Source organism: Nonomuraea ferruginea (genome assembly GCF_039540635.1).
GTDB lineage: Bacteria > Actinomycetota > Actinomycetes > Streptosporangiales > Streptosporangiaceae > Nonomuraea > Nonomuraea ferruginea.
Map to the genome: position 1 here is coordinate 1 of NZ_BAABFD010000022.1, position 26241 is coordinate 26241.

Sequence of the window (26241 nt, forward strand, 5' to 3'; positions counted from 1 at the left end):
GCCACCGAGAAAAAGGATGAAGAAGACATAGATGATGCAAGTGTGACAATGAATGGTATTGCTGCTTAAATAGCACCAGATCGCAGAGTGGCCTCATTCTCATACACCACGATCTTGGACGCGGCCCGACAGAGTGATCGCCCGGCCCGTCTCTGACAGGCTCGCCCCCGTGAAAACGCTCTTTCCCGGACGGTGGATCGGCGGTGTGACACTCGTCTTGGGGCCGGTGGTCATGTGCGCCGGATATCTGCTGCGTTACCTGAGCACAGTCACCGCCCTCACCCCTCAGCAGCAGGGGTGGGCCGAGGCGCAGCCGTTCGCCGCCTACGGTCAACTCCTCGCATACACCTCCGAACCCGCCCTTCTCACCCTCGCTTACGCGGTCTTCGCGCTGGGAGCGGTGCTGCTCTTCCCCGCCTTCGTCGCGCTGGCTCAGCGGGTCGGTGGCGGCCTCGCCTTCTGGGGCGCCGCCCTGCTGGTCGCCGGGCTTTTCTCCCGCCTGTACTTCGCCGGCGCCGACCAGACCGCCTTCCAGCTCACCGAGGTCATCGGGCTGGACCAGGCGACGAATGCGATCATGAAGGAGTACGTCGACATCTCCTACGGGCCGTGGCGGATCCCGGTCTGGGCCTCGGTCGGCCAGTACGCGGGCTCGCTCCTCTTGGCCGTCGCCGCCTGGCGCTCAGGCCTCTTCGGCACCGCCCGAGCCGCGATGCTGCTGCTGGCAGGAGGCACCTGGATGGGCGTGCTGAAGGGCGCATCCATCCCCGACGTCCTGGTCACCGGCCTGCTCTGCGTGGCCCTGGTCCCGCTGGGCGCGCAGGTGCTACGGGACCGGCTGCCTGCCCCAACCGGGCGTTCGAAGATACTCAGCTGGTAGGACAGTGGTCATCGTGCGGGACGCCGGCGCATCTTGATGTCGCGCATGTCGGTCACCGCGACACGCAGGACGTCGTACGCCTGACTGTAGGCGTCGAGCGCCGCGAGGGCGCGCCGGGTGGCGTCGTGCTCGCCGTCGTCCGGCCCGGCCGGCACCTGGCAGCGGAAGGTGAACGCGGACAGGGTGCCGTCGTGGGTGAAGGCGCCCCGCTCGGTGAAGCCCACCTCGGACGCGGCGAGTACGGCGGCGCGGCCGGTCTCGTCGAGATCGCCGAACTTGCCGGAGACGATCACTCTGAACACTGTGGGTCCTTCCTGACGGCGTAGGTGAGGATGTGGCCGCCGAGCAGTTCCTCGGCCGCGTCGAGGATGCCGAGGACGGCCGCGGCGATGGTGTCGGGCTCCTTCCCGATGGCCGTGCGCCGGCCGATCTCCGTGTACACGAGTGAGTGCAGGGCGCCGATCTGCCAGGCCACCACGCGGGGCGGTGAGGGACGCGCCGATCTCCTCGGCGAGTGGGGAAATTTTAAGCTGACTCTATATTTGGAGTCCACTGGATTTTTCTGCAGGGGTGCTGCCGACGGCCCTACCGATCAGCCTCGCCGTCGTGGCATGTTGAAAGGGAGGAACCTCCTGGGAGGAGGGTCGGGGGACATGATGTGGGATTACGGGGCCGGCTCCTGGTTGGTCGGGGGCATCACCATGATCTTGATCTGGGCGCTGATCATCACTGCGATTGTGGCGCTGGTCCGCTACATCGGCGGCTCCCGGAACACGGGGATGCCGTGGAACCGGCAGGGATCGCTGCGGCCCGAGGACGTGCTCGCCGAGCGGCTCGCCCGAGGAGAGGTCGACGTCGACGAGTACAAGCGTCGTCTGGAACTGCTGCAGGGGCGAAGATGAGTTCCACGCGACACCGGCGCTAGGCAGGACGGGGCACGGAGGCCCACTCGGGGAGGGTGAACCACCGGGGCACGGCGCGGCGTAGCGCCTCGGGACCCTGCACCTCGACCGCCTGGAGGCGCAGGGCGTCCGGCCAGCTCAGGTTGCCGCGCCAGACCTCGACCATGCTGCGCACATCGGCGGTCACCGTCACGGTCACGGCGTGGCCGGGGTCCGTGTCGCAGACGTCGACCTCGTCACTGGTGATCACGAGCCACCAGCGGCGACTGTTGGACGGCACGTCCGGGAACCGGAACTCGATGACCGTCCGCCCGTCCGGAACGGCGGTCCGGTCGACGTTGCGGTGCATGTCCCACAGCAGCAGCTTCGGGTCCAGGTCCTCGTCGCCCAGCTCTCCGATCCAGCGGATGCCCCAGGCGGCGAGTGCCTCGACCACGGGGCGCAGCTCGTGGCCGGCCTGGGTCAGGACGTATCGCACGTCGTTGTCCTTGACGTGCCTCTCCACGATGCCTGCCTGGGTGAGCTGGTGCAGCCGCCGGGACAGCAGCGTGGGGGACATGCGCGGCAGTCCGCGGCGCAGCTCGTTGAAACGCTCGGTCCCGCACACCAGCTCCCGGATGACGAGCAGGGTCCAGCGTTCGTCGAGCAGTTCGACGGCCTTGGCCACGGGACAGAACTGGTGGTAGGAGGAGCCCATGTCCCGGAGTCTAGATTCGGCCGCCACGAATGCCAGTGGCAGCCGGATGCCGGTACAGATCGTGTACTAGATAGCGCATCCGCCCCTCCTTACCGTCGATTCCAGTCCACCGATCACGACGAGGGAGCAGTGCGATGACCGTCCCGAGCGACCCGACAGAGGCCGACCGTGCCCTGAAGGCCAAGCACCGCGCCATGTGGGCGCAGGGCGACTACGCCGCGGTCGCCGCCGAGGTCATCCCCGACCTGGGCGCGATCCTGACCGAGGCCTGCGGGGTGGGGCCCGGGGACCGGGTGCTGGACGTGGCCGCCGGGTCCGGCAACGCCGCCATTCCCGCCGCGCTGGCCGGGGCGAGCGTGGTGGCCGGCGACCTGACCCCCGAACTGCTGGAGGCCGGACGGGCCCTGGCGGCGCGGCGCGGCGCGGAGGTCGAGTGGCGGCAGGCCGACGCGGAGGCCCTGCCGTTCGCGGACGGCGAGTTCGACACGGTCGTGTCCTGTGTCGGGGTCATGTTCGCTCCCCACCACCAGGCCAGTGCCGACGAGCTGGTCCGGGTCTGCCGCCCGGGAGGCACGATCGGCCTGCTCAACTGGACGCCGGAGGGGTTCATCGGCCAGATGTTCGCGACGATGAAACCGTTCGTGGCCCCGCCTCCGCCCGGCGCGCAACCCCCTCCGCTGTGGGGCGACGAGGACCACGTCCGTGCGCTGCTCGGGGACGCGGTCACCGAGGTCGTCGCGCGCCGGCAGCTGGTCACGGTCGACCGGTTCGCTCACCCCGGCGCGTTCCTCGACTACTTCAAGGCCAACTACGGCCCGACCATCGCCGCCTACCGGGGGATGGCCGGGGACCCCGAACGGGTCGCCGCCCTGGACCACGCTCTCACCGAGCTGGCCCGCGACCATCTGCGAGGTGAGGAGAAAGCGGTGATGGAATGGGAGTATCTCCTCCTCACAGCACGCAAGCGCGCCTGACGTCGCCTCACCACTCGCGCGCCGCGCGCCGGGGCAGCACCACGCCGACCTCGTACGCGAGCACCACCGCCTGCACGCGGTCCCGCACGCCGAGTTTGGCGAAGATGCGGTTGATGTGCGTCTTCACGGTCGCCTCGCCGAGATGCAGCTCACCGGAGATCTCCCGGTTGGAGAGTCCCCGAGCCAGCAACCGCAGCACCTCGGCCTCCCGGGCGGTCAGGTCGGTCAGGCCAGGAGCGCTGACCGGTGGCGCCAAGGAGGTGTAGTGGTCGATCAGACGGCGGGTGATCTCGGGTGAGAGCAGCGTGTCTCCACGGACGACGGCGTGCAGCGCGCCCGCCAGCTCCTTCGGCGGAGTGGTCTTGAGCAGGAAACCGCAGGCGCCTGCGCGTAACGACCGGTAGACGTACTCGTCGAGGTCGAACGTGGTCAGCATGACGACGCGGCGGTCGGGGCGGTCCGCGAGGATCCGCTCCGTCGCGGCCACGCCGTCGAGCCTCGGCATGTGGATGTCCATCAGCACGACGTCCGGCTCGTGCCGGGCAGTCAGTCTCAGCGCCTCCTCGCCGTCCGCGGCCTCCGCGACCACCTCGATGCCGGGCTGGGTGCCGAGGATCATCCGCAGGCCGGTGCGTACGAGCACCTCGTCGTCCGCGATGAGGACGCGCGTCACACCGACGCTCCCGTACGCGACGGCGTGGAGCTTCCGCTCAAGGGCAGCTCCACCCGCACCTCGAACCCGCCGCCCTTCCCCGGACCGGTGGTGGCCGTGCCTCCGAAGAGCTCGACACGCTCGCTGATCCCCGTCACCCCGAGACCACTGCCGTCGCTCCGGCGGACGATCCGGGGGCCGTCGTCGACGACGTGGATCCTGAGATCGGTGTGTCCGACCTCGATCGCGACGGAGACCGCGGCCCCCGGGGCGTGTTTGACCACGTTGGTGAGGGCCTCCTGCAGCACCCGGTAGCCGCTGACGTCGACGGCCGCGGGAACCCTGCCGAGGTCGCCGTCGGCGGTGACGTCGACCCGCACGCCGGCGGCCCGGACTCCGCTCAGGAGCGGATCGAGGTGCCGTAACGAGGGCAGCCGCTCCAGACTCCCCTCAGCCCGGAGGACGACGAGCAGGCGGCGCAACTCGGTGACGACGTCACGACCGACGTCCTGCACCGCGTCCAGTGACTCATGGGCCTGCCGGACGTCGGAGTCGAGCACGGCCTGGGCGGCTCCGGCCTGCAGCACCATCACGGCGACGCCGTGCGAGACGATGTCGTGCAGCTCGCGGGCCACCCGGAGCCGCTCGTCGGTGCGGGCGGCGGCCTCCCGTTCGGCGGCGAGCGCGACCAGGCGTTCGGCCTCGGCACGCCGCATGCGTACGGCGTAGGCCGGTCCCATGACGGCGAGCGCGACGAAGACGATGAAGGCCCAGTCGGGGTCGTCCGCGATCGTGGTCTCGATCCCGGCCGCGAGGAAGTAGGAGACGGCGGCGATCACCGGCCCGTGGCGGCCGCCCACCGCGACGCACGCGAAGCAGACGACGACCAACGCCGCGAGCGGCGTGACCGGCGATTCGGGGAAGGAGCGGCGTGAGGCTCTGCGCGACGAAGCAGGCCCCGGCCAGGACCACCGCGGCCCGTGGGTAGGTGCCGCAGGCGGCGACCGCGAGGCAGTAGCCGGCGAGCAGCACGGTCAGCACGGCCATCCAGCCGCCGGACAACTCGGTGGGGCTGGGACCGTCGCCCTCGACGTACGGGGCGAGCGGCACGTAGAGCTCGGCCAGGCCGAACCCGAACAGCGCGAGACCCGCGGCGACAGTCACGAGGTCACGCCGCCCGATGCCCCGGAGCCATCCCATGGCAGGGAGCGTATGCGAACCGCCCGCCGCCTGGCATCAACCCACGGGTTGATCGGCGTCCCGCGGAATCAACCCGTGGTTCAACGTCCCGGCCGACGACCTGGGCGGTGCGGCGCTCCTAGCCTCTGCGTCGTCGGCCGGATCATGACAGGAGATGTCGATGGATGACCAGACCACCAGACCGTACGGCTCGCGTTTCGCGGCGGTCGCGATGGCGGGCGGCGGTGTTCTCTACAGCGCGGCCGGCGCCTTCTACTGGGCGATGTTCCCGGACGAGGTGTCCGAGACCGCGGCGAACGCGGACGTGGCCGCTTCCGCCCTCGGCGCCTGGCGGGTGGAGACGCTCCTCTTCGCGCTGGCGCACCTGCTGCTCCTGCCCGCGATGGCGGGTCTGATCGTGGCGGTCGGCCGCCGCAAGCGCCTGGTCGCCACCATCGGCGGGGCCTTCGTCGTTCCCGCTCTCTACTTCTCGGCGGTCCACCTCTGGTACTACAACGCCTTCTTCGGGGCCCTCGCCGGAGGGGGCGTGACGGCGGACGCGGCCCGGCCGGTCGTCGACGCCCTCGACAACGACCCGCTGGTGGTGGCGTCGTTCCTGGTCTGGATCCTGGGCTGGCTGATCGGGCTCCTGATCCTGACCTTCGGCGCGTGGCGAGCACGCCTCGTGTCCCTGTGGGTGCCGCTCGTCCTCACCGCCGGCATGGTGCTCGAGGCCGTCTCCAGCGGCCTGGCGCCCAAACTCGGGGTGAGCGCGCTGATGGCCGCCGGGCTGATCGGGCTGGCGCGGGGTCTCCGCCCGAGCCGCGTGGAGAGCGTGTCGGTGGCCGGGCGGTAGCCGCCCCGCTCAACCGGCCATGCCCAGGAGCACCGCCGCGGTGCCCATGGCGAGGGCCAGAGGATAGGCCCACCATCGCGGAGCCGGGCCGTCCTTGAGCACACGCACCCCTAGCGGCACGAGCGCCACGCACAGGCCGGCAGCGGCGACGACGGACATCGGTCCGGTGCCTTTGAGCACGCCGATCGGCAGGGCGCTCATCGATGCCAGGGCCACGGATCCGGTGATCCCCAGCACGCGCGCCCGCCACGTCCCCACGGCCAGCACGACCCAGCCGAAGAAGATCGCGAAGGACAGGGCGTGGAACACGTGGAAGGCGCTGTAGGAGGCGGCGACGGCCTGCTGAGCCGTCCGCAGGCCCTGGACGTCGACGAGCTGGAAGGCGAGATGGTCGACGCCGGCGTGGAAGGTCCGGGCGAACAGGCCGAACAGGACCAGCACGCCGCCCCACAGCGCCCATCGCGGCTGCGTCACCCACACCCGCCGGACCAGGGCGATGACCGCGGGCCACAGCAGGACGTTCCCGGCGACGAAGGCGCTGTACGACAGGCTGATCCGGCCCGGGCTCGTGGCGAAGGCGGCGAGCTGCGCGGGGAAGAAGCCGTCCGCGTCCACGCGGAGGAGGACGCCGACGAGCATCAGAAGCGGCCCGAGGAGAAGCCCTGCCGCCTCGACCCAGCGACCGGGGAATGCGGTTGTCATGCCGTCGATCCAAGCGGTGGCGCCCTCGTCGCACATTGGCGGAAGGGCGAGCCTTCCGGGTAGCCCCGGCACTACCCCGGCTCCCCGCGTCAACGGGTGAGGCGGTCGTTGACCAGGCGCCGTCGTTCCGGAGACAGACCGCGAGCCGTCATGGCCCGCTCCAGGAGGTCGGGGTCGAAGCCCCGCCGCGCCATGTGGTCGATGAGGGGTTCGTACCGGTCGGCCCGGTCGCGCAGGAGCTCGGTGGCCAGCCGCAGTTCCAGGCGCACCACGGGAACGCGATGCGAGCCACAGTCGACCAATACGTAGTGCTGCCACGGGCCGCTGCCGATGCACTCCATCACGTCGGAGTCGGTCTCATGCTCGACCGTGCTGATCTCCACCTGGACCCCGTCGACCTCGTACCTGGTGAAGTACTGCGAGGCTCCCGGGAGCCAGGATGCCGCGTACAGGCAGGGAAAGGACGACAGAGCGGCGGCGAACGTGTCCACGTCCTCCCGCCGAGCCACCAGGAGATCGACATCCCCGGCGGGAAGCCGGACACCTTGCAGCAGAGCGGCACTCGTGCCGCCCACGCGGTATGTCGGGCCGGCTCCCAGGGCGGTCAGAGCCGTCTCCAGCGCCGCCGTCACGTCCTCCAGCCGCAGAGACGCCCCACCTGTGCTCATGACGGCCAGCGTATCGAGCGCCGGGAAGATCTTGATCATTTTGGACGATTTCAGTCCCCCGGTGGCGAGCGTTCTCACGGGCGGCACATACTGGAGGGGATGAAGCCAGCCAGCGGTGCGTCCCATCGCCACCTGCCCACAAGTCCCTTCAAGCCCCGGCCTCCCGCCCCGCCTGTCGAGCGGTTCAGCGTGGACGACCGAGTGACCCACGATCGGTACGGTCTCGGCGTCGTCATCGCCGTGGAAGACGAGATCGCCGTGTTCGTCGATTTCGGATCGCGCCAGGAGCGGATCACTACACCGTTCAACAAGCTGTACAAGCTCTGAGGCCCGCCCGACGGAGGAGAAGCTGCCGGACCTGAGCCCGGCAGCCATGTCGTGTCCCGCCCGACTCAGGCGAGCCGCCAGGCGAGGAGCCCCTCAGGCGCGTCCGCTTGCGCGAAACCCGCCGTGACCAGCTCTTCCTGGATCACCTCCCGCCCAGGACGGTAGGCGTTGCCGACGATCTCCTCCTCGCTGAGCACCTTGTCGCCCTCGGTGACCCGGTAGAGGTAACGGGCCTTGCAGGCTTCCCCGCTGGACTCGATGATCTCCGACAGGACCGTGTAGGTGTGCCGGCCCACCTGGCGTGACTCCAGCTCCCGGAGGGGAGACGGGGCCGGAGGGCCGCCGTCGCGCCAGGTGAAGATCAGCAGGCCACCCGGCTCCAGATGTGCCGCCAGCACCGGCCAGAGGCGCCGGCGATAGTCCGGTTCCAGGGCGTACATCACTCTGATCATCACCATGGCCTCGACCGGCTCGTCCAGGTCCAGGCTCAGCGCGTCACAGGAGAGCACGGTCACGCGTTCCAGCAGTTCCGCGCGCGCGTTCAGCCGTGACAGCAGCATCCCGCGCATGCCTGCCGAGGGCTCCAGGGCGAAGATCTCGGCCGGTGTCGAGTCGGCCAGCGACGTGGTGATCAGGCCGGTTCCCGCACCGATCTCCAGGATGCTCCGCCGTACGCCTGAGAGAAGCGAAGGCAGTTTCCGGCGGATCTCGACCCCGTGCTCGTTCTCGTGGAACAGGTCATAGAAGGGAAGGGAGACGAAGTCGGTCATGGCGGGCCACGCTACTCCCGTACGAGATTCCTGACAGGCGGGAAGTCCTCTTCGCCTCTCACGGGCGGAGGCACGACGAGAGCGCGTCACACCAGGCAGAACTCGTTTCCCTCAGGGTCGGCCATCACCACGTGATCCGGTCTTTCCCGCAGGTCGTCCTGGCGGATCACCGTCGCGCCCGCGGCGGTCAACCGCTCGACCGCCTCGACCACACGCGGCCACCGCACCTCCCAGGGCGTGCCGCGGCCTCCGCCGACCTGTACGTCGAGGTGCAGCCGGTTCTTGACCACCTTCGACTCCGGCACCTGCAGGAAGGACAAGTCAGGACCTACCCCGTCGGGATCGGACAGATAGGCGCCCTCATCCCACTCCTCCTCCGGGACGTCGTGATGCGCGAACCACTCCTCCCAGCTGTCGAAGCCCGCCGGGGGCGGCTTCTCGACATATCCCAAGGCAAGGGCCCAGAACCTCGCCAGCTTCGCCGGCTGCGCGCAGTCAATCGTCAGACTCCATCTGGTCGCCAAAGGACTCTCCTCTTCGCAGCCACGCTCAGACTTCAGGATGATCGCCCAGTGAGAAGGCCCGCGTATGGGCAGTGAACTGGGTGGCGATCAGTTCCAGCAAGGCGGCGTGTGTCTCTTCGTCGGCGGCCGCGACCAGGCCGCCGGCGCCGGTGTGGGGCGGCCGGCCGTGCAGGTCGGTCACCACGCATCCGGCGGCCCGGCACAGCGCGATCCCGGCGGCGAAGTGGACGCTGTCCTGGAGATGGCCGTCGGTGACGTACGCGGCTCGCCGGCCGGCGGCGACCCAGGCCACGGCGAGGGTCGTGGAGACGACGCGGGGGCGGAACCGCTCGGCGAACGCGGGCTCGGCGAGCAGCCGCACAGCCCGGAAGGCCGGGTCATTGGGGAACGGCGGGTCGAGGTTGACGTCGACCAGGCGCGTGTCGGGCGACGGTGTGAGCCGCTCGTCCGCGCCGTCGTGGCGGAGGTACGCGTGAGCGCCGTCCGTCCAGAAGACTTCGCCGGCGAACGGATCGGACGAGGCCGCCACCGTGATGTCCGGGCCCACCCGCAGGGCGACGTTCACCGCCACCAGCATGTTCCGCGCGGCGTAGTTCAGCGTGCCGCACAGGGGGTCGACCAGCCACATGCGCTCCGCGGCTCCTGAACCCGTGCGGCCGCTTTCCTCACCGGTGACGGAATCGTCCGGCCGAGCCGTACGGATGACGTCCAGGATGGCCTGCTCCGCTTCGAGGTCGGCGGAGGTGGCGAAGTCGCCCCCGGATTTCGGGAAGCGCGCCAGCGGCGCGCCGTATCGGGCCGCCACGACGGCCGCTCCCGCCTGCGCCGCCTTGACGGCCACTTCCTCGTCTGTGATCAGCACGCGTGCAGGATAGGCGGGGTCTCCGGGCGGGGGTGGAGCGGGGTTAGGGGTATTGACGGAGGGGATTACTGGTCTCACCGAGAGTAGTGATCCTGGAGGTATGATGCGCCGGCAGAGGCCCGATCTCCCGCTGCTGGCCGTCGCCGTCGGGTTGCTGCTGGCGGTGGTCCTGTGGGGGGCGGTCTTCACCGAGTCCCTCACCGTGGCCGGGGACGCCGCGCTCGGCTGGGTGGTGGGCAACTTCGGCTGGTTGTTCGTGGTGGCCGCCGACTTCTTCCTGATCCTGGCAGTGGTGCTCGCGCTCAGCCGGTACGGGCGGATCCGGCTCGGCAAGGATGACGACGTCCCGGAGTTCAGCAACCTGGCCTGGACGGCGATGATGTTCAGCTCCGGGATGGGCATCGGGCTGATGTTCTACGGCGTCGGCGAGCCGATCACGCACATGCTCAGCCCGCCGCCCGGCCTGGGCATCGAGGCGGGCTCGCCCCTGGCCGCGCGGACGGCGATGGAGTACTCCCTGTTCCACTGGGCCCTGCACCCGTGGGCCATCTACGCCGTCACCGGCATGGCGCTGGCCTACTCCACCTTCCGCATGGGACGGGGCAACCGGTTCAGCGAGGCGTTCACCCCGCTGTTCGGCGGACGGTCCAGGCCGATGGTGGGGCGGGCGCTGGATCTGCTGGCGATCCTGGCCACGGCCTTCGGCACCGCGACCAGCCTGGGCCTGGGGGCGCTCCAGGTGGAGTACGGCCTGAACGAGCTGCTCGGGATCAGCGGGCGGCGGCTGGAGGTGGCCGTCATCGTCGTGCTGACGGGCGCGTTCGTCCTCTCGGCGTTCACCGGGGTGCACCGCGGCGTGCGCGTGCTCAGCACGGTCAACGTCTACCTGGTGGCCGTGCTGGCGGTGTTCATCTTCCTGTTCGGCCCGACCGTGGCGATACTCAACCTGATCCCCGCCTCGCTCGGCGGCTACCTGAACGACCTGCTCGCGCTGTCGTCCCGTACGGGCGTGTTCGTCGACAAGGCCTGGCTCGGCACCTGGACTCTCTTCTACTGGGCGTGGTGGATGTCCTGGGCGCCGTTCGTGGGCGCCTTCATCGCCCGGATCTCCCGGGGCCGCACCATCCGCGAGTTCGTCATCGGCGTGCTGCTCGTCCCGTCCGGCGCCAGCCTGCTGTGGTTCTCGATCAGCGGCGGCAGCGCCGTCTGGATGCAACTGTCGGGTACGGCGGACTTCACGGCGGAGATCGCGCAAGGCGCCGAGGCGGCGTTGTTCGCCCTCCTCGACCAGCTGCCGCTCGCCCTGCTCTCCACCGTGCTCGTGGTGGTGCTGGTCGGGCTCTACTTCGTGACCAGCGCGGACTCGGCCTCTCTGGTGCTCGGGTCGCTCTCCGCCCGGGGCTCGCTCGATCCCTCCCGGCTCCTGGTGGTGATGTGGGGCGTGCTGGTCGGGGTGGTCGCGCTGGCGCTGCTGCTGGCCGGCGGCCTGACGGCGCTGCAGCAGGCGACGATCGTGGTCGCGCTGCCGTTCATGATCGTCATGCTCCTGCTCTGCCTGGCGCTGGTGAAGGAGCTGCGCGAGGACCCCGGCGCGGGGCCGCTGCCGCGCCGCGCCCCGCGCGGCCTGCCGGGCGCGTTCCGCCGGGTCGGCGGCGAGGACGAGTGAACGGGTCGGTCCTGGTGGAGCCGGAGCAGCCGGGCGGCGTCGTCCTTCGTGATCAGTGACCTCCCCTCGTCTTTGATCTCCAGCTCGGCGAAGTCGGCCGGCCACCGGTCCGGCCTGATCAGGTTGTGGTCGGAGCCGAACAGCGAGTTCGCCTGCCGGACGAGTTGCGGCACGCTGGGGTGGAACGTGAAGCCCGCACACCGTACTCCTCGACCAGGCGGCGACCACGGTGTGCGGCTGTGCGGGATCCGTGACGTCGTACTGTGGAAGCGGCTGTCCCGGGAGGAGGTCGACGCGGATGGGTCTGGAGGTCGAGAGCCGGCCGTCCGATTCGCCGTACATCGAGCGGGTGTGGCGGAGCAGCAGCGGCGACGGGCTCGAACGGATGACGTCGGTGGCCACGGCCCACGGGGAGCTGGTCCTCTGGGAGGAACGCGGCCGGGTCAGCGTCTCGGTCCGGGGGCCGGAGACGCGGGCGAGCCGGGCTCCGGTGCCCGAGGACGCCACGTTCTTCGGGATCGTCTTCTCCGCCGGCACGTTGATGCCGCACCTGCCCTTCCACCGGCTCGTCGACCTCGACGTGGAGATCCCCGAGGTGACGCGCAGGTCGTTCTGGCTGAAGGGGTCCGCCTGGCATCTTCCCGGTTACGACAACGCGGAGTCGTTCGTACGGCGGATGGTCCGTGAGGGCGTGCTGGAGCGCGACCCGATCGTCGCCGAGGTGCTCCGCGGCGCGTCGCCGGACCTGTCCGAGCGCACGATCCAGCGGCGGTTCGTGGCGGCCACCGGGCTCACCCGCGGCGCCATCCGGCAGATCGACCGGGCCAGGCGGGCGGCCGTCCTCATCCAGGAGGAGGTGCCGATCCCCGACGTGATCGACCGGCTCGGATACTTCGACCAGCCACACCTGGCGCGGTCGCTCTCGCGCTACATCGGGCGGACCGCCACGCGGCTGAGCGACCCGTCGGAGCCGCTGTCGCTTCTGTACAAGACCTGAGCGTCCCTTCGCACCTAGTCTCCACTGTCGATCCGAACGACAGAGGAGCAGAGTCATGGCGAAGATCATTTCTAACTTCTTCATCTCGCTGGACGGCGTGGTGGAGTCGCCGGACCAGTGGCACTTCCCGTACTGGAACGACGAGATGGGCGCCGTGGTCCAGGCGGGCCTGCAGAGCCAGGCGGCGATGCTGATGGGCCGCAAGCTGTACGAGGAGTCGTCGGCCTACTGGACCACGACCGACCAGGACCAGGAGATCGCCGCGCTTTTCAACGCCGCCCCCAAGTACGTCGTGTCGAGCACCCTGGAGAAGGCCGACTGGAACAACACCACGGTCATCGGCGGCGACGTCGCGGCCGGGCTTCGCGAACTCAAGGAGCGGCTCGACGGCGACATCCAGATGTCCGGCTCCGCGACGACCGTGCGGTGGCTTCTCGCGAACGGGCTGCTCGACGAGCTGAAGCTGCTGGTCCACCCGATCGTCGTCGGCCGTGGTCAGCGGCTGTTCGAGGACACCCCGACCCACCCGCTCAAGCTGGTCGAGTCCCAGACGTTCCAGACCGGGGTTCTCAACCTGACCTACGTCCCGGACACCGACTGACGTCGTCGCCGTTCCTGTCGCCCAGGTGCTCTAGTCTCCAGCCATTGATCAAGCCCGGCGAGTCTGGAGAAGCACGGACATGAAGGCCGGCCAGACGAAGGTCACCGCCTCCCCACCGCGGCAGGCCGCGGCGGCGAAGAAGATCGGCGAGAAGACCCGCAAGGGCTACGCGCCCGCCGTGCGCGGGGTGCGGCAGCGCCGGGCCGTGACCCGCCGCGCCATCACCAGCACCCGCTCGACCGCCCGGCAGGCGCCGGTCCTGTGGCGCTTCGACAGCGGCGCGCCCGCGTTCGGCATCTTCGTGGAGGGCGAGCGCTGCTGGGTCGGCAACCAGCGCGGCGACGTCTGCACCGTCACCCACTCCGGCACCGTGACCGGCCGCTTCCGGCTGCCCGACGGCGTCAAGTGCATCGTGGCCGACGACTTCTGGATCTACGCCGGGTGCGACGACGGCCGCGTGTACGACCTGAGCGGCAAGGTGCCCAGGTCCGCGTACGAGATCGCCGCCGGTGTGGACATCTACTGGCTGGACATCCACGACGGCGTGCTCGGCGTCTCCGACCGGGCGGGGCGGATCACCACGATCGACTACGAGGACGAGTTCCAGTGGGCGCGGACCGGCGCCGGCGACTCGGCCTGGATGGTCCGGTGCGACGAGGACGCCCTCTACCACGGCCACTCGAACGGCGTCGCCCGCTACGACGCCGCCGACGGGACGCTCGTCTGGGAGAACAAGGTGGCCGACGACGTGCTGTTCGGCTGGCAGGAAACGCACTCGGTCTACGCCGGCACGGCCCGCCGCACCGTGCACGAGGTGGTCCTGGAGACCTCCGGCGGGGGCGACGGCGTGGTGGTGGAGTGCGTCAGGGACGGCGAGCGGCTCCGGGTCCGCGTGGTCAGCCCCGGCTACGAGTCGTGGAACGTACAGTTCCCGAAGGACATCCGCGAAGCGGGCGCCCGCTACCTGGTCGACGGCGTGCGCTCGGCCGGCCGCGGCGGTTTCTACCGCGCGTACGGCGAGATCAGGCGCCTGCTCTGACCCGATCCGCCCCCCGAAAGGACGAGACAGTGACTGAACCAGGACAGGACCGGTACCGATCCGTCGCCATGATCGGCCTGGTGAGTTCGGTGAGCTTGAGTTGCCTGGTGGGCTGGGCGGAGCTGCCCGCCGTCATCGTCGTCTTCCTGGCCGTTCCCGGGCTCCTGTGCGTCGTCTACCTGCTCTGGGCCATCCTGCGGGAGTGAGACCGCTCTTGACAGTTGGCCGAATGATGCATGCAATATATTGCACATCGCCAACCCGAGGAGCTGCGGCGTGTCCATCGACGACTTCGAGCGCTACCCCCTGACCTTCGGCCCCAGCCCCGTCCACCCCCTGGAGCGGCTCAGCGACCACCTGGGCGGGGCGCGGATCTGGGCCAAGCGCGAAGACTGCAACAGCGGCCTGGCCTTCGGCGGCAACAAGACCCGCAAGCTGGAGTACCTGATCCCCGACGCGCTCCGGCAGGGCGCCGACACGCTGGTGACCATCGGCGGCGTGCAGTCCAACCACACCAGGCAGGTCGCGGCGGTGGCGGCCAAGCTCGGGCTGAAGGCCGTCCTCGTACAGGAGAGCTGGGTCGACTGGCCCGACGCGGTCAACGACAAGGTGGGCAACATCCTGCTGTCGAGGATCATGGGCGCGCAGGTCCGGCTCGTCGAGGCCGAGTTCGGCATCGGCTACAAGGACAGCTGGACCGACGCCATCGAAGGCGTCCGATCCTCGGGCGGCACCCCGTACGCCATCCCGGCGGGCGCCTCCGACCACCCGCTCGGCGGGCTCGGCTTCGCCAACTGGGCGTACGAGGTGCGTCAGCAGGAGCGCGAGCTGGGCGTCTTCTTCGACACCATCGTGGTGTGCAGCGTGACCGGCAGCACCCAGGCCGGGATGATCGCCGGTTTCGCCGGGCAGGACCGCCCGCGCCGCGTCCTGGGCATCGACGCCTCCGCCAAGCCCGCCGAGACGCGGGCCCAGGTGGAGAAGATCGCCCGCGCCACCGCCGAGCTGATCGGCTTGGGCCGCGACCTGCGCGACGACGAGATCACGCTGCTGCAGGGATGGGCGGGCGACCTCTACGGCGTTCCCGTACGGTCCACGACCGACGCCATCCGGCTCACCGGGAGCCTGGAAGGGGTGATCCTCGACCCCGTCTACGAGGGCAAGTCCATGGCCGGGCTCATCGACCTCGTACGGAACGGCGACATCCCCAAGGACGGCAACGTCCTGTTCGCCCACCTCGGCGGCCAGCCCGCACTCAACGCCTACAGCGGGGCCTTCTGACTCACGCGAGAGCCGCGCGGATCTGTCCGAGCCACTCCATGCCCAGCCGGCGTCCGTCGGGGAGCTGGTCGCCCCGATCCCAGCGCCAGGTTGTGATCATCGCCAGCATGAGGATCCGGCACTCGCGCAGCAAGTCCTGGTCGACACCCGGGTAGTGCTCGCCGACCTCTTCGGGCGCGTGGGCGAGGTCGAACTCGACAGGTCCGCGGCAGCACGTCTCGAGGTCGACGAACAGCAGGCCGTTCCTCGTGGTGAGCACGTTGCCCGGGTGCGGCTCGCCGTGCAGCAGCTGCTCGGCGCCGCCGCGTTCGCCGATCGCCCGTTTCAGGCTGCTCAGCGTGCCGGCGAGCAGCTCCCGGTCGGCGTCGGCGAGCGCCGGAGTACGGTCGCGGCTCGCCACGAGTCGCTGAGCCTGCTCGACCCGGTCCGTGAAGTGCGGCGCCGGGACGTCGAGCTTGCGCATGCCGGCATGCAGCCGCCCGAGCGCGTCGGCGTAGTCGGCCGGTGGGATCTCCCGGCGTGACACGGGTTCGTGGTAGGTCCACAGCGTGACCATCAAACCGTCACGCTCATGGACGCGTGGCTCCACCCGGGGGTCGAGCGCGGCCACCGGGCACCCTGCCTCGACGAGCCGTTGCGCGAGCTCGACCTCGAACCGCGCGACCGGCTGCGCCACGGGCGCCACCCGGGCCACGACGTCGCAGGGCAGCAGACGCAGGGTGAGCGCGTTCGAGTCGTGCAGAACGATCGCGTCGTCCGCCGTCAGGCCGAGTGACGAGGCGACCGACGTGGCCGCGGCCACCGCACGCGTGGCATCTGCTGTCTGCATCGTCGCGAGCCATCCTCCCCAAGCGGTGCAACCCGGGCACCCTACCAACGGCCCCCGACGCGGAAAAAGCGGTTTAGCGGCTGCCCAGGGTGGCGTCGGTACGGGAGATCAGCTCGGGCTTGCCGGTGACCTTCGGAGAGGCATCCAGGTGGGCTGGGGGCCGGTGGTCAGGAAGTCCTCGACCACTCTGGTGCACCAGTCGGGCTTCTCCTGGAGGAGGGTGTGGGACGTGCCGGGGACGACGGTCAGATAGCCGTCGGGCAGGCTCCGATACAGCTCCACGGTGTGCTCCAGCGTCACGATGTCGTCGTCGGCGGCCATGACCAGCGCCGGACAGGTCACGGCACCGAGATCAGCCGGCTTCAGCCCGCGGTCCTCGGCCACCGCCCGCACGATCTTGGCCACCACCACCGGAAGATGGTCGGCGCCGTCAGGGGACACCTCCGCGTACGCCTCCACCAGGGGCGGAGGCAGCGGCCCCTCACCGGAGGGCCGCACGATCATGCCCTCCATGTCGAAGGCGCCACTGATCAGGACAAGCCGGTCGACGAGGTCGGGGCGGCGCACGGCCACCCACAGCGCCACGGTCGCACCGGCGCTGTAGCCGACGAGCCGCACCGGCCCGCCGACGACCTCGTCCAGGAACGCGATGGTGTCCTGCGCCATCAACTCGACCGTGATCGGCCCCGGCACGTCGGCCGTGTGACCGTGACCGCGGCGTTCGGGCAGCAGCACCCGGAAACGGCCGGCCAGCGCGCCGAGGTTGCCGTGGAAGTCCCTGCTGTCGGAGAAACCGCCGTGCAGCAGCACCAGCGGCTCCCCTTCGCCGCGCTCGTCGTACCAGGTGCGCACGCCGTTCACAGCCACATAGCCCGCCATCGGGTCGTCCCTTCGTCGCCGCCCCGGTGACCGTCACCGGGGTACACAGGTCATACGGCGCGGAGGGCGGAAACTCATCGCTTCAGGACACGGTTTCCAGCACACCGGGCAGGCCGAACAGCGGGAACAGCCGGTCGGCGTCGAGGTGGGTCGTCACCTCCGTGATCAGCCCGCCGGACAGGGTGAGGGTCACCAGCGCGAACCGCTCAAGCCTGCCGTCAGGTCCCGGCAGATACTGGGCGAACGCGGGCGAGCCGTTGGCCGCGGTCGGCACGAGGCGCGCGCCCGCGCAGGGATGCCCGGCGGCGAGCAGCGTCCGGCGGATCTCCGCCCGCCCGCGCAGCCACCACCGGAACGGCGGCATCGACATGACGACGTCCTCGTGCAGCAGCGCCGCCATGGCCTCGACGTCGTACCGCTCGAAGGCGTCGCAGTAACGGGCGAGGAGCCGCCGCTGCGCCTGGTCGAGCGGAGGGTGGGGCTCGTCGGGGCTCACGGAGGCGGCCCGCAGCTTCGACCGGGCGCGTTGCAGCGCGCTGGTGACGGACGCGACGGAGGTGTCGAGCAGCCGGGCGACCTCGTCAGCTCTGCAGCACAGCACGTCGCGCAGGATCAGCACCGCCCGCTGCCGGGGCGGCAGCCGCTGCAGCGCGGCGACGAACGCCAGCCGGATCGTGTCACGCCGCGCGGCCAGCTCCGCCGGATCGCCGCCGGCCGGCAGCACGCGGGCGTCGGGGACCGGCTCGACGAACGCGCTGTGGGGGAGCGGCTCACCGAGGTCGGGACCGGCCTGCGCGGACGGGCCGAGGTCGATCGCCCGGGCCCGGCGCCGCGCGCCCCGCAGCAGGTCGAGACAGACGTTGGTGGCGATGGCGTAGAGCCACGACCGCATCGGCGCCCGGCTCTCGTCGAACCGGTCGAGACTCCGCCAGGCGCGCACCAGGGTCTCCTGCACCGCGTCCTCCGCCTCGAACGGCGACCCGAGCATCCGGTAGCAGTAACCCGTCAGGGCGATCCGGTGCTGCTCCAGCAGATCCGATGCTTCTGGCTCACCCATGCCCGCGAGGCTACCGCCGCCCTCCGACAACTCCGCGAGGTCAAGCCGCCGCCACCACGCGGCTTGACCTCGCGCGCCTCGCCGGCCCTGCCGGTCGGTGTCGCACCGCCATCGCCACCCATGGTCGCGTACGAGCATCTCGCCGAGACAGGCGCCCGCGCCCATAATCACGCTGTGGGTGCGGCCGGCAAGGCTCCCACACGCGTACGACGATTCACGCGTCCGTGATCTGCATGACCACCGCCTTCGGCTCGGTGAAGAACTCGCGGCTGAAGTCGCCGCCCTCCCGGCCGATGCCCGAGTCGCCGACGCCGCCGAACGGGGCCCGTAGGTCTCTGATGAAGAAGCAGTTGAGCCAGACCGTGCCCGCGCGGAGCGCCGCCGAGACGCGGTGGGCGCGGTTGACGTTCTCGGTGAACAGCATGGCGTTCAGCCCGTAGCGGGTCGCGTTGGCCGCGGTGACGGCCTCGGCCTCGGTGTCGAAGGGCTGGACGACGACCACCGGGCCGAAGATCTCCTCGCGCCAGTGGCGGGCGGACGGGTCGACGTCCGCGAGCACGGTCGGCCGGACCGACCAGCCGTCGCCGAGCCCGCCGGTCAGCATCGTGCCGGGCGCGTTCTCGACGTACGAGCGGACCTTGGCGAAGTGGGACTCGCTGGCGAGCGGGCCGAGTTCGGTGGCCGGGTCCTTGGGGTCGCCGGTGCGGAGCGACTCGGCCTTCTTGACGAACCGGTCCAGGAACTCGCCGTAGACGGCCCGCTCGACGTAGAGCCTGCTGCCGGCCAGGCACACCTGGCCGGCGTTGCGGAAAATCGCCTCGGCGGACCAGTGGACGGCGTTGTCGAGGTCGGCGTCGGCGAACACCAGGTTGGCGCCCTTGCCGCCGAGCTCCAGGCTGACCGGGGTGAGGTTGGCGGCGGCGGCCCGGGTGATGGCGCGGCCGGTCACGGACTCGCCGGTGAACGTGACCCGGTCGACCCGCGGGTCCTCGGTGAGCGCCTGGCCGGCGGAGTCGGGGCCGTAGCCGTGCACGACGTTGAGCACGCCCGGCGGCAGCCCGGCTTCGAGCGCGAGCCTGGCCAGGAGCGTGGCGGAAATCGGGGTGTCCTCGGCGGGCTTGAGCACGACCGTGTTGCCCCAGGCCAGCGCGGGGGCGATCTTCCACGACTCCAGCATGAGAGGGAAGTTCCACGGCGCGATGGCGGCGGCGACGCCGGCGGGCTCGTAGCGGGTGTAGGCGTGGTGGCCGGAGTCCATCGGCAGCGCCTGCCCGGTCGACAGGCGGGCGTGGTCGGCGAAGAAGCGGAGGTTGGCGGCGGCGCGCAGCACGTCGTGGCCGCTCTGGGCGACCGGTTTGCCCATGTCGCGGGTGTCGGCCAGGCTCAGCTCGGCGCGGTGCTCCTCGACGAGGTCGGCGAGCCGGTGCAGGAGCCTGCCGCGCTCGGCGAACCCCATCCGGGGCCACGGCCCCTCGTCGAACGCCCGCCGGGCCGCCGCCACCGCCCGCGCGGCGTCGTCGGCCCCGCCGAGCGCGACCTCGGCCCACGGTTCCCGCGTCCACGGGTCGACGCTGGGCATCCGACGCCCGTCGAGGGATCCGGTCTCCTCGCCGTCGATGACGTGACCGTAGAAGCCGGTCATGAGCGCGGCCCCCTCTCGGCGATCGTGACGTCGCCCGCGGCCCAGTGGGTCGGCGGGATCTCCCGTACGATCACGCGGACGCTCTCCTTGGGCGAGCCGACGGAGGCGACGACGGCCTCGGTGACGTTGGAGATCAGCGCGCGGATGCTCTCGGCCGGACGGCCCTGGATGAGTGTGACTTCAACGAGAGGCATGGACACCACCTGGGAAGAGGTCGGCGGCGGTCCCGGTGCGGACCGCACGTTCCTGGTCGGGGGCGAGGCCGGCCGGGGCCAGGGCGGCTCCGGCGGGGCGTTCGGCGATGGGGAAGGGGTAGTCGGTGCCGACCATGACGCGGTCGGCGCCGACGGTCTCGACGAGCGTGCGGAGTGTGCCGGGGTCGTAGACGAGCGAGTCGTACCAGAACCGGCGCAGATACTCCCGCACCGGTCGTTCGGGCGCCCGGACGCCGGGGAGCATGGCCACGCACCGTTCGATGCGCGGCAGCATGGCGAGCAGCGCGCCGCCGCCGTGCGCGAGCACGACCCGCAGGCCCGGGTGCCGGTCCAGGACGCCGCCGAGGATGAGCGTGGCGGCCGCGGCGGCGGTCTCGGCCGGCATGCCGACCGCGTACAGCAGCCCGTGCGCGCCGAGCCGGTCGGCGCCCAGCACCTGCCAGGGGTGCACGAACAGCACCGCGTCGCGTTCGGCGACGGCCGCGTAGAAGACGTCCAGCGCCCGGTCGTCGAGCGGGCGGCCGTCGACGTTGGTGCCGATCTCGACGCCGGCCAGCCCGAGCCCGTCGACGCACTCGCCGACCATGGCGGCGGCGACGTCCGGCTCCTGCAGCGGCACCGTGCCGAGCCCGGTGAAGCGGCGGGGCTCGGCGGCGACGAGACCGGCGATCCACTCGTTCTGCGCGCGGGAGAGCTCGATCGCGCCGTCGACCGGGAGTCCGTAGCCGAACGTGACCGGGATCGGGGACACCACCTGGGAGGTCACGCCTTCGGCCGCCATGTCGGCGAGCCGCCGCCCGGTGTCCCAGCAGCGGTCGTCCAGGGCGCGGAAGAACCGGCCGCCCAGCTGGAGGTCGGCCGTGCACGGTCCGGTGGCCCGCAGGCCGGGCCAGGCTCCTGCGTACCTCTCGGACAGGCGCGGCAGGTCGCGCGGGATCGCGTGCGTGTGGACGTCGACGGTCACGGCGCCACCACCTGGGCGGTCTCGATGGACCCGCGCAGCTTGGCCAGCAGCGCGGTCAGCGTGCGGCGCTCGTCGCCGCTGAGCTGCCAGGCGATCGCGTCCAGGTAGCGCCAGTGGGACGGCAGGAACCCCGCCAGGAACCGCTCGCCCGCCTCCGTGTTGGCCACCAGGAACGAGCGGCGGTCGCCGGGGTTGACCCGCCGCTCCACGTACGACCGCGCCACCAGCCCGTCGACCACGCTCGTCAGGTTGGCCGGGCGCACCGAGATGGCCTGGGCCAGCTCGCCCATGTTGAGCGGCCGGTCGGCGCGGTGCAGGACGGTGAGGATGTTGAGCTGGCTTACTGTCAGCCCGTGGGGCGCCAGCTCGGCGGTGCCGGCCCGGTCGAACGACGACATCGCGCGGTAGAGAGTGAGGGTGAGCTTCAGCAGGTCGGGGTCGAACTCCGGGCCGTGCTCGTCCGCCGCGCGGGCGACCTGCCACTCGACGTCCTGGAAACCGGGCTCTTCGGCCACGCGGCCCCCTGGTTATTCGAAACGTAGATATTTATGGTGGATGATAATACAGATCCACTTCGAAATCCTGGAGGGCCCGGAATGGGCGAAGTCCTGGGCGTCGGCGTCACGCACTACCCTCCGTTCAGCGGCACGGACGCGGACATGGCCGGCCTCTTACGGCGCACCATGGCCGACCCCGGCATCCCCGCCGAGGTGAAGGACCCCGCCAACTGGACCGATAACGCCCGCCGCGAGTGGGGCGACGACGGCGGCGCCACCGGTGCCGCGGAGCACCGCGAGGCTCTGATCAAGGGCTTCGAGCAGGTACGGGCCGCCATCGACGACTTCAATCCCGACGCCGTCCTGATCTGGGGCGACGACCAGTACGAGAACTTCCACGAGGACCTCATCCCGCCCTACGCGGTGCTCGCCTACCCCGACCTGGAGCTCCGGCCTTGGGCGCAGGCCGGCTACTCGGCGGACATGCAGGGCAAGCCGAACGTGTGGGACGAACCGTACAACACCACCTTCCGGGTGCGCGGCCGGCCCGACATCGCCCGGCATCTCGCCTCCGGGCTGCTGGAACGCGGCGTCGACGTGGCCTACGCCTACAAGCAGGCGCACCATCCGGGGCTGCCGCACGCGTTCCTCAACGCCGTCCTCTACCTGGACTACCACCGCACCGGCTTCGACTACCCGGTCATCCCGTTCCCGATCAACTGCTACGGCCGGCGGGTCGTCAGCTACCGCGGCTTCATGAGCGAGATCGAGGACAGGCGCGAGCTGGACCCGCCGTCGCCGTCGCCCGCCCGGCTGATGCAGGTCGGGGCGGAGGTGGCGCGGCTCTGCGCCGAGTCGCCGTGGCGGATCGCGCTGCTCGCCTCCTCCAGCTGGTCGCACGCCTTCCTGTGCGACCGCACCTGGCGGATGTGGCCCGACACGCCCGCCGACGCCCGCCTGTACGAGGCCCTCGTCAAGGGCGACCTGGACGTGTGGCGCGCCACCACGCTGGCCGACGTCGAGGCGGCGGGGCAGCACGAACTGCTCAACTGGTTCCCCCTGGTGGCGGCCATGGAGGCGCTCGGCCGGCCGGCGCCGCAGTGGTCGGCGTTCGTGAAGACCGAGGTGTTCAACTCGAACAAGGTGTTCGCGGTCTACCGGTGACGCCTGCCGGGTCAGTCGAACAGGTCGTCGAGGGTCTGGACGGTGATGGCCCGGGTGGCCCAGGTTTCGAGCTGGTCGAGGTCGGCGCAGGCGGTGATGCGGGCCCGGGTGTCGTCCGGGATGTCGAGGCCGCGGGTTTCCAGGAGCAGCAGCACCAGGCGTGCGGCCTCTTCCGCCTTGCCTTCTGCCTTACCTTCGGCTTTGCCCTCGACTTTGCCTCGGGCTTGGCCTTCTTCGAGGCCGCGGCCGAAGTGTTCGCGCGCGAAAGGGCTGTAGACGGGCCAGGTGGTGGATTTCATGATCTCCTCCAGGAGGCGCCGGATCTCGGGCGCGGCCATGCTGTAGGCGTATTCATAGTACTTCGGAGCGTGTTCGTCGCGCAGTTCGGCCAGTGCCATGGCGAACGCCTCGATGACCTTGCGGTCGCGGCCGTGGACCATGACCGCCATGGCCGCCAGTCCGGGCTGGGCTGCGGCCTGGTGGGGGTCGGTGATGGCGGGGATGTCGTCCGGTCCCAGCACGTGGGCCTGGAGGCGGTATCCGGTCAGGCCGGAGTCGATCGGCTGGGCGTAGTAGGCGGCGGCCGCACGGTCGGGGCAGATCACCAGGACGGTGACGTCGCAGCCGAGCAGCAGCCACAGCGCGGCGGCGTAGCGGGCGAGTTGGTGGGGTGCCTTGGATTTGTCTTGCTGGATCTCCACGATGATGGCGTGGGCGGGGCTCTGGGGCGGGCCCATGACGAGGACCAGGTCGGCCTCGAAGTCGCCGGAGGGCCGAGTGTTGAACGTGCTGTCCTCCACACGGATCAGCGGGGTGACGGGCACGTCCACGCCCATGAGGTCGCGCAGGATCTCCACGGCCAGTTGGGGGCGTTCACTGATCATCTGGATGAGGGCGTCGTGTGAGGGGGACGGCATGTCGCCTATTGTGACATGAATATTACTTAGAGCGATGTCGATCGCGTTGCAGATGATGCCGACAGGGGAAGCGACACTCTTTCAAGATCGCTGAATGCCGCGATCAGCCACCACGCTCCTGGCGGCGGTGCTGGTGTTCAGCGGTCATCTTCTGATCGGACCCCTCGCGTTCGAAGACCATGCCGCACGCGCCGTTGGCGCACCAGCGGACCCGAATCGGGGCGTACACAAGGGCTTCGCCCCCCAGGCGCTCCGCGCCATCTCAGCTCAGGCGCTCCGATAAGGCGCCTTCGGCGCAACCCCCTGCGCCTCCGGCGCCTTCGCGCGCCCTGTCAGCCGTGGGATTCAAGGAGCGCGGACCCCTGGCGAGGAGCCGTCGGAAGGCGGGCTTACCTGGCTCACTCTGTTTCCCCGGCCGGCCCGCGGCACGCGCGAGGGCGCCGAAAGGCGCGGGGGTTGCGCCGAAGGCGCCTCAATGAAACGCCTGAGCTGTGGGGGCGCGGAGCGCCTGACGAGTGAAGACCTTTGGGCCGTGGAGCGGGGAGCCGGGGATGGGAGTACATTCTTCCGGTGCGTCGCATCTCTGTCGTGGGCAACTCCGGGTCGGGCAAGTCGACGGTGGCGGCGGAGCTGGCCGGGAGGCTGGGTGTGCCGTGGCTGGAGCTGGACTCGATCTTCCACATGCCGGGCTGGACCCCGCGCCCCGTGGACGAGTTCCGGGCCGAGGTCGACGCGTTCACCGCGGGCGACGGGTGGGTGGTCGACGGGAACTACTCGGCCGTGCGGGAGCTGGTGTGGTCGCGTAGTGACACCGTGGTCTGGGTGGATCCGCCGAGGGCCACGGTGATGCGCAGGCTCGCGGCCAGGACGCTGCGCCGGATGGCCACCGGGGCCGAGTTGTGGAACGGGAACCGGGAGAGGTTCCGGTTCCTGTTCACGAAGGACGAGTCGATCCTGCGCTGGGCGTGGGTGAAGCATGACGAATACCGCGAGCGGTACGCGAAGGCCGCCGTGGATCCGGCGTACGGGCATCTGAGGTTCGTCCGCGTCACGTCGAGCGGCGAGCTGGCGCGCGTCCTGGACGGCTGATCACTCGCCGCGCCGGGCGCGGGCGGCCCGGCGTTTGCCCTCGTGCATGGCCTGGACGCGGGCGACCGGGATGGTGTGGCCCTCCTCGATCAGGTCGGGGGGCAGCGACTGCGGCGAGGGCAGCCCAGCGGCCCACGGGTCGCCGTCGCCGAGCAGGCCGGGGGCGGTCCTGATGGTGAAGTCGCGCGGCGTCACCCGGTCGAGCTCGTCCCACCCGACCGGGAACGAGACCGGCGTCCCGGGCCTGATCCGCGGGCTGTAGGCGGCCACCACGGTGGCCCCGCCGGCCCTGGTCGAGTCGAGGAACACCTTGCCCTGGCGGTCTTCCCTGATGAACGCGGTGGTGGCCAGGGCGGGGTCGAGCCGCTCGGCCCGCGCGGCGACGGCCCGGGTGGCCGCGGCCAGGTCCTCCATGGAGATCCCGGCCACGACGGGCACGAACACGTGCAGGCCCTTGGCCCCGGAGGTCTTGACCGCCCCGGACAGCCCGGCCTGGGTGAGCGCCTCCCTGATCAGCCCGGCGGCCCGCACCACCAGCGAGAAGTCGCCGCCCTCCGGCGGGTCGAGGTCGAGCACCAGGTGCGTGAAGTGGTCGCCGACGAGCAGGGCGGGGTGGTATTCGACGGCCCGCTGGTTGGCGAACCAGAGCAGCGTCCGCCGGTCGTCGCAGAGCGCGTAGGAGACCTGGCGGTGCGACGCCTCCGCCCAGATGGTCACCGTGCGGATCCACGAGGGGGCGTACTTGGGGAGGTTCTTCTGCATGAAGGGCGCCTGCCCCGGCCGCACCCGCATCACCGACAGCGCCCGCCCGCGCAGTGCGGGCAGGATGCGGTCGTGTACCGCGTCGAGGTAGTCGACCAGATCACGCTTGGTCGCGTCAGCCCCGTCGAACAGCGGCTGGTCGAGATTGGTCAGCCGCACCTCGTCGCGCGTCTCATCGCCGGTCACCCCGCCCACGATAACCGCCGGGGACGACAATCAGTCCTTGACGTCCAGCCCCATGGACCTGGCCGTGCCTGCCACGATCTTGACCGCCTGGTCGAGGTCGTCGGTGTTGAGGTCGGGCAGCTTGGCCTCGGCCACCTGCCTGAGCTGGGCCGTGGTGACGACGCCGCCGCTCTGGTGGCCGGGGCGGGGGCTGCCGCCGTTCAGCCCGGTCACCTGGCGGATCAGCGAGGCCGTGGTGGGCTGCTTGACGGTGATGTCGAAGGCCCGGTCCTCGTAGACCGTGACCACGGCCGGTATCACGTAGCCGCGCCGGCCGGCGGTCAGCTCGTTGTACTGCTTGCAGAACTGCATGAGGTTGATGCCGAGCGGGCCGAGGTCCTTGCCGACGGTCGCCGGGCCGGCCTCGCCCGCGTTCAGGTGCATGGTGACGACCCTGGTCACCTTGTTCTTCGCCATGCGGGCT

General features: G+C 70.6%; 33 protein-coding genes. 13 read left to right on the forward strand and 20 right to left on the reverse strand.

Translation table 11 applies throughout. The annotated features are described in order from the left end of the window. Positions 1-205: 205 nt before the first annotated feature. Entirely contained in the window at positions 206-880 is a 675-nt protein-coding gene (locus tag ABD999_RS34515) for a hypothetical protein (protein WP_271275176.1), read from the forward strand. Positions 881-888: 8 nt separating this feature from the next. On the opposite strand, the gene ABD999_RS34520 is transcribed toward ABD999_RS34515, so the two are convergent. Then, entirely contained in the window at positions 889-1182 is a 294-nt protein-coding gene (locus ABD999_RS34520; RefSeq protein WP_271275177.1) for a DUF6204 family protein, read from the reverse strand. Continuing rightward, positions 1170-1355, reverse strand: coding sequence for a hypothetical protein (locus ABD999_RS34525; RefSeq protein WP_271275178.1), 186 nt, complete (start codon positions 1353-1355; stop codon positions 1170-1172). The genes ABD999_RS34520 and ABD999_RS34525 overlap by 13 nt, the downstream gene beginning before the upstream one ends. A gap of 178 nt (positions 1356-1533) precedes the next feature. Between ABD999_RS34525 and ABD999_RS34530 the strand changes: the two genes are divergently transcribed. Continuing rightward, positions 1534-1782 (forward strand): SHOCT domain-containing protein, encoded by a 249-nt coding sequence (locus ABD999_RS34530; RefSeq protein WP_148036604.1) that lies wholly within the window; start codon positions 1534-1536, stop codon positions 1780-1782. A 19-nt stretch (positions 1783-1801) separates the two neighbouring features. Here the strand turns inward: ABD999_RS34530 and ABD999_RS34535 are convergent, their stop codons facing one another. Then, positions 1802-2479 carry a winged helix-turn-helix transcriptional regulator gene (locus tag ABD999_RS34535; RefSeq protein ID WP_271275179.1) on the reverse strand — a complete coding sequence of 226 codons (678 nt, stop codon included), beginning with the start codon at positions 2477-2479 and terminating at the stop codon, positions 1802-1804. A gap of 134 nt (positions 2480-2613) precedes the next feature. On the opposite strand from ABD999_RS34535, the gene ABD999_RS34540 reads away from it, so the two are divergent. Beyond that, on the forward strand, positions 2614-3453 hold the full coding sequence (locus ABD999_RS34540) for a class I SAM-dependent methyltransferase (protein ID WP_271275180.1): 840 nt from the start codon (positions 2614-2616) through the stop codon (positions 3451-3453). Between the two features lie 7 nt (positions 3454-3460). On the opposite strand, the gene ABD999_RS34545 is transcribed toward ABD999_RS34540, so the two are convergent. Continuing rightward, complete coding sequence (locus ABD999_RS34545) at positions 3461-4126, reverse strand: response regulator (RefSeq protein ID WP_271275181.1); 666 nt, start codon at positions 4124-4126, stop codon at positions 3461-3463. Next, entirely contained in the window at positions 4123-4995 is an 873-nt protein-coding gene (locus ABD999_RS34550; protein WP_271275182.1) for a sensor histidine kinase, read from the reverse strand. Before ABD999_RS34550 ends, ABD999_RS34545 begins: the two co-directional genes overlap by 4 nt. A 470-nt stretch (positions 4996-5465) precedes the next feature. On the opposite strand from ABD999_RS34550, the gene ABD999_RS34555 reads away from it, so the two are divergent. Further along, on the forward strand, positions 5466-6140 hold the full coding sequence (locus tag ABD999_RS34555) for a hypothetical protein (protein WP_271275183.1): 675 nt from the start codon (positions 5466-5468) through the stop codon (positions 6138-6140). 9 nt (positions 6141-6149) lie between these two features. Here ABD999_RS34555 and ABD999_RS34560 read toward each other — a convergent pair whose 3' ends face one another. Further along, positions 6150-6842, reverse strand: coding sequence for a hypothetical protein (locus ABD999_RS34560; RefSeq protein WP_271275184.1), 693 nt, complete (start codon positions 6840-6842; stop codon positions 6150-6152). 89 nt (positions 6843-6931) lie between these two features. Next, complete coding sequence (locus ABD999_RS34565; RefSeq protein ID WP_271275185.1) at positions 6932-7510, reverse strand: hypothetical protein; 579 nt, start codon at positions 7508-7510, stop codon at positions 6932-6934. Positions 7511-7609: 99 nt separating this feature from the next. Here ABD999_RS34565 and ABD999_RS34570 point away from each other — a divergent pair, with 99 nt between their 5' ends. Beyond that, positions 7610-7837, forward strand: coding sequence for a hypothetical protein (locus ABD999_RS34570; RefSeq protein ID WP_148036611.1), 228 nt, complete (start codon positions 7610-7612; stop codon positions 7835-7837). A 65-nt stretch (positions 7838-7902) separates the two neighbouring features. On the opposite strand, the gene ABD999_RS34575 is transcribed toward ABD999_RS34570, so the two are convergent. From ABD999_RS34575 to ABD999_RS34585, 3 genes are all read right to left on the reverse strand, one after another. Continuing rightward, the gene (locus ABD999_RS34575; RefSeq protein WP_271275186.1) at positions 7903-8607 is read right to left on the reverse strand and encodes a class I SAM-dependent methyltransferase; all 705 of its coding nucleotides are present in this window, start codon (positions 8605-8607) and stop codon (positions 7903-7905) included. Positions 8608-8693: 86 nt separating this feature from the next. Then, complete coding sequence (locus ABD999_RS34580) at positions 8694-9131, reverse strand: VOC family protein (protein ID WP_271275187.1); 438 nt, start codon at positions 9129-9131, stop codon at positions 8694-8696. 25 nt (positions 9132-9156) lie between these two features. Then, a complete protein-coding gene (locus ABD999_RS34585) occupies positions 9157-9993 on the reverse strand; it encodes an inositol monophosphatase family protein (protein WP_271275188.1) in 837 nt (278 codons plus the stop codon). Positions 9994-10093: 100 nt separating this feature from the next. Here ABD999_RS34585 and ABD999_RS34590 point away from each other — a divergent pair, with 100 nt between their 5' ends. From ABD999_RS34590 to ABD999_RS34615, 6 genes are all read left to right on the forward strand, one after another. Beyond that, positions 10094-11659 carry a BCCT family transporter gene (locus ABD999_RS34590; RefSeq protein WP_271275189.1) on the forward strand — a complete coding sequence of 522 codons (1566 nt, stop codon included), beginning with the start codon at positions 10094-10096 and terminating at the stop codon, positions 11657-11659. A gap of 298 nt (positions 11660-11957) precedes the next feature. Beyond that, positions 11958-12656, forward strand: a complete 699-nt coding sequence (locus tag ABD999_RS34595) for a helix-turn-helix domain-containing protein (protein WP_148036616.1) — start codon at positions 11958-11960, stop codon at positions 12654-12656. Positions 12657-12711: 55 nt separating this feature from the next. Continuing rightward, entirely contained in the window at positions 12712-13257 is a 546-nt protein-coding gene (locus ABD999_RS34600) for a dihydrofolate reductase family protein (protein WP_148036617.1), read from the forward strand. Positions 13258-13336: 79 nt separating this feature from the next. Then, on the forward strand, positions 13337-14296 hold the full coding sequence (locus tag ABD999_RS34605) for a PQQ-binding-like beta-propeller repeat protein (RefSeq protein WP_271275190.1): 960 nt from the start codon (positions 13337-13339) through the stop codon (positions 14294-14296). A gap of 29 nt (positions 14297-14325) precedes the next feature. Beyond that, positions 14326-14502 carry a hypothetical protein gene (locus tag ABD999_RS34610; RefSeq protein ID WP_271275191.1) on the forward strand — a complete coding sequence of 59 codons (177 nt, stop codon included), beginning with the start codon at positions 14326-14328 and terminating at the stop codon, positions 14500-14502. A gap of 70 nt (positions 14503-14572) precedes the next feature. Then, entirely contained in the window at positions 14573-15577 is a 1005-nt protein-coding gene (locus tag ABD999_RS34615; RefSeq protein ID WP_271275192.1) for a 1-aminocyclopropane-1-carboxylate deaminase, read from the forward strand. Between the two features lies 1 nt (position 15578). On the opposite strand, the gene ABD999_RS34620 is transcribed toward ABD999_RS34615, so the two are convergent. The 7 genes from ABD999_RS34620 to ABD999_RS34650 all read right to left on the reverse strand — a co-directional run bounded on the left by ABD999_RS34620 (position 15579) and on the right by ABD999_RS34650 (position 21678). After that, positions 15579-16406, reverse strand: a complete 828-nt coding sequence (locus ABD999_RS34620; protein ID WP_271275193.1) for a phosphotransferase enzyme family protein — start codon at positions 16404-16406, stop codon at positions 15579-15581. 108 nt (positions 16407-16514) lie between these two features. Further along, positions 16515-17285, reverse strand: coding sequence for an alpha/beta fold hydrolase (locus ABD999_RS34625; protein ID WP_271275194.1), 771 nt, complete (start codon positions 17283-17285; stop codon positions 16515-16517). A gap of 82 nt (positions 17286-17367) precedes the next feature. Further along, entirely contained in the window at positions 17368-18342 is a 975-nt protein-coding gene (locus ABD999_RS34630) for a sigma-70 family RNA polymerase sigma factor (protein ID WP_271275195.1), read from the reverse strand. A 214-nt stretch (positions 18343-18556) separates the two neighbouring features. After that, entirely contained in the window at positions 18557-19984 is a 1428-nt protein-coding gene (locus tag ABD999_RS34635; RefSeq protein WP_271275196.1) for an aldehyde dehydrogenase, read from the reverse strand. Then, on the reverse strand, positions 19981-20178 hold the full coding sequence (locus ABD999_RS34640; protein WP_271275197.1) for a 2-hydroxymuconate tautomerase: 198 nt from the start codon (positions 20176-20178) through the stop codon (positions 19981-19983). The genes ABD999_RS34635 and ABD999_RS34640 overlap by 4 nt, the downstream gene beginning before the upstream one ends. Next, the gene (locus ABD999_RS34645) at positions 20165-21163 is read right to left on the reverse strand and encodes an amidohydrolase family protein (RefSeq protein ID WP_148036624.1); all 999 of its coding nucleotides are present in this window, start codon (positions 21161-21163) and stop codon (positions 20165-20167) included. Before ABD999_RS34645 ends, ABD999_RS34640 begins: the two co-directional genes overlap by 14 nt. Then, a complete protein-coding gene (locus tag ABD999_RS34650) occupies positions 21160-21678 on the reverse strand; it encodes a MarR family winged helix-turn-helix transcriptional regulator (protein WP_219546115.1) in 519 nt (172 codons plus the stop codon). The genes ABD999_RS34645 and ABD999_RS34650 overlap by 4 nt, the downstream gene beginning before the upstream one ends. An 81-nt stretch (positions 21679-21759) precedes the next feature. Here ABD999_RS34650 and ABD999_RS34655 point away from each other — a divergent pair, with 81 nt between their 5' ends. Continuing rightward, the gene (locus tag ABD999_RS34655) at positions 21760-22824 is read left to right on the forward strand and encodes a class III extradiol ring-cleavage dioxygenase family protein (protein WP_271275198.1); all 1065 of its coding nucleotides are present in this window, start codon (positions 21760-21762) and stop codon (positions 22822-22824) included. Positions 22825-22835: 11 nt separating this feature from the next. Here the strand turns inward: ABD999_RS34655 and ABD999_RS34660 are convergent, their stop codons facing one another. Further along, positions 22836-23741, reverse strand: coding sequence for an RpnC/YadD family protein (locus tag ABD999_RS34660; protein WP_271275199.1), 906 nt, complete (start codon positions 23739-23741; stop codon positions 22836-22838). Between the two features lie 570 nt (positions 23742-24311). Between ABD999_RS34660 and ABD999_RS34665 the strand changes: the two genes are divergently transcribed. Further along, entirely contained in the window at positions 24312-24830 is a 519-nt protein-coding gene (locus ABD999_RS34665; RefSeq protein ID WP_148036626.1) for a P-loop NTPase family protein, read from the forward strand. Here ABD999_RS34665 and ABD999_RS34670 read toward each other — a convergent pair whose 3' ends face one another. Together ABD999_RS34670 and rplK are read right to left on the reverse strand one after the other, a co-directional pair. Further along, positions 24831-25778, reverse strand: coding sequence for a DNA polymerase domain-containing protein (locus ABD999_RS34670; protein ID WP_271275200.1), 948 nt, complete (start codon positions 25776-25778; stop codon positions 24831-24833). It lies immediately after the preceding gene. 30 nt (positions 25779-25808) lie between these two features. Further along, entirely contained in the window at positions 25809-26234 is a 426-nt protein-coding gene (gene rplK / locus ABD999_RS34675; RefSeq protein ID WP_219546123.1) for a 50S ribosomal protein L11, read from the reverse strand. Positions 26235-26241 lie beyond the last annotated feature (7 nt).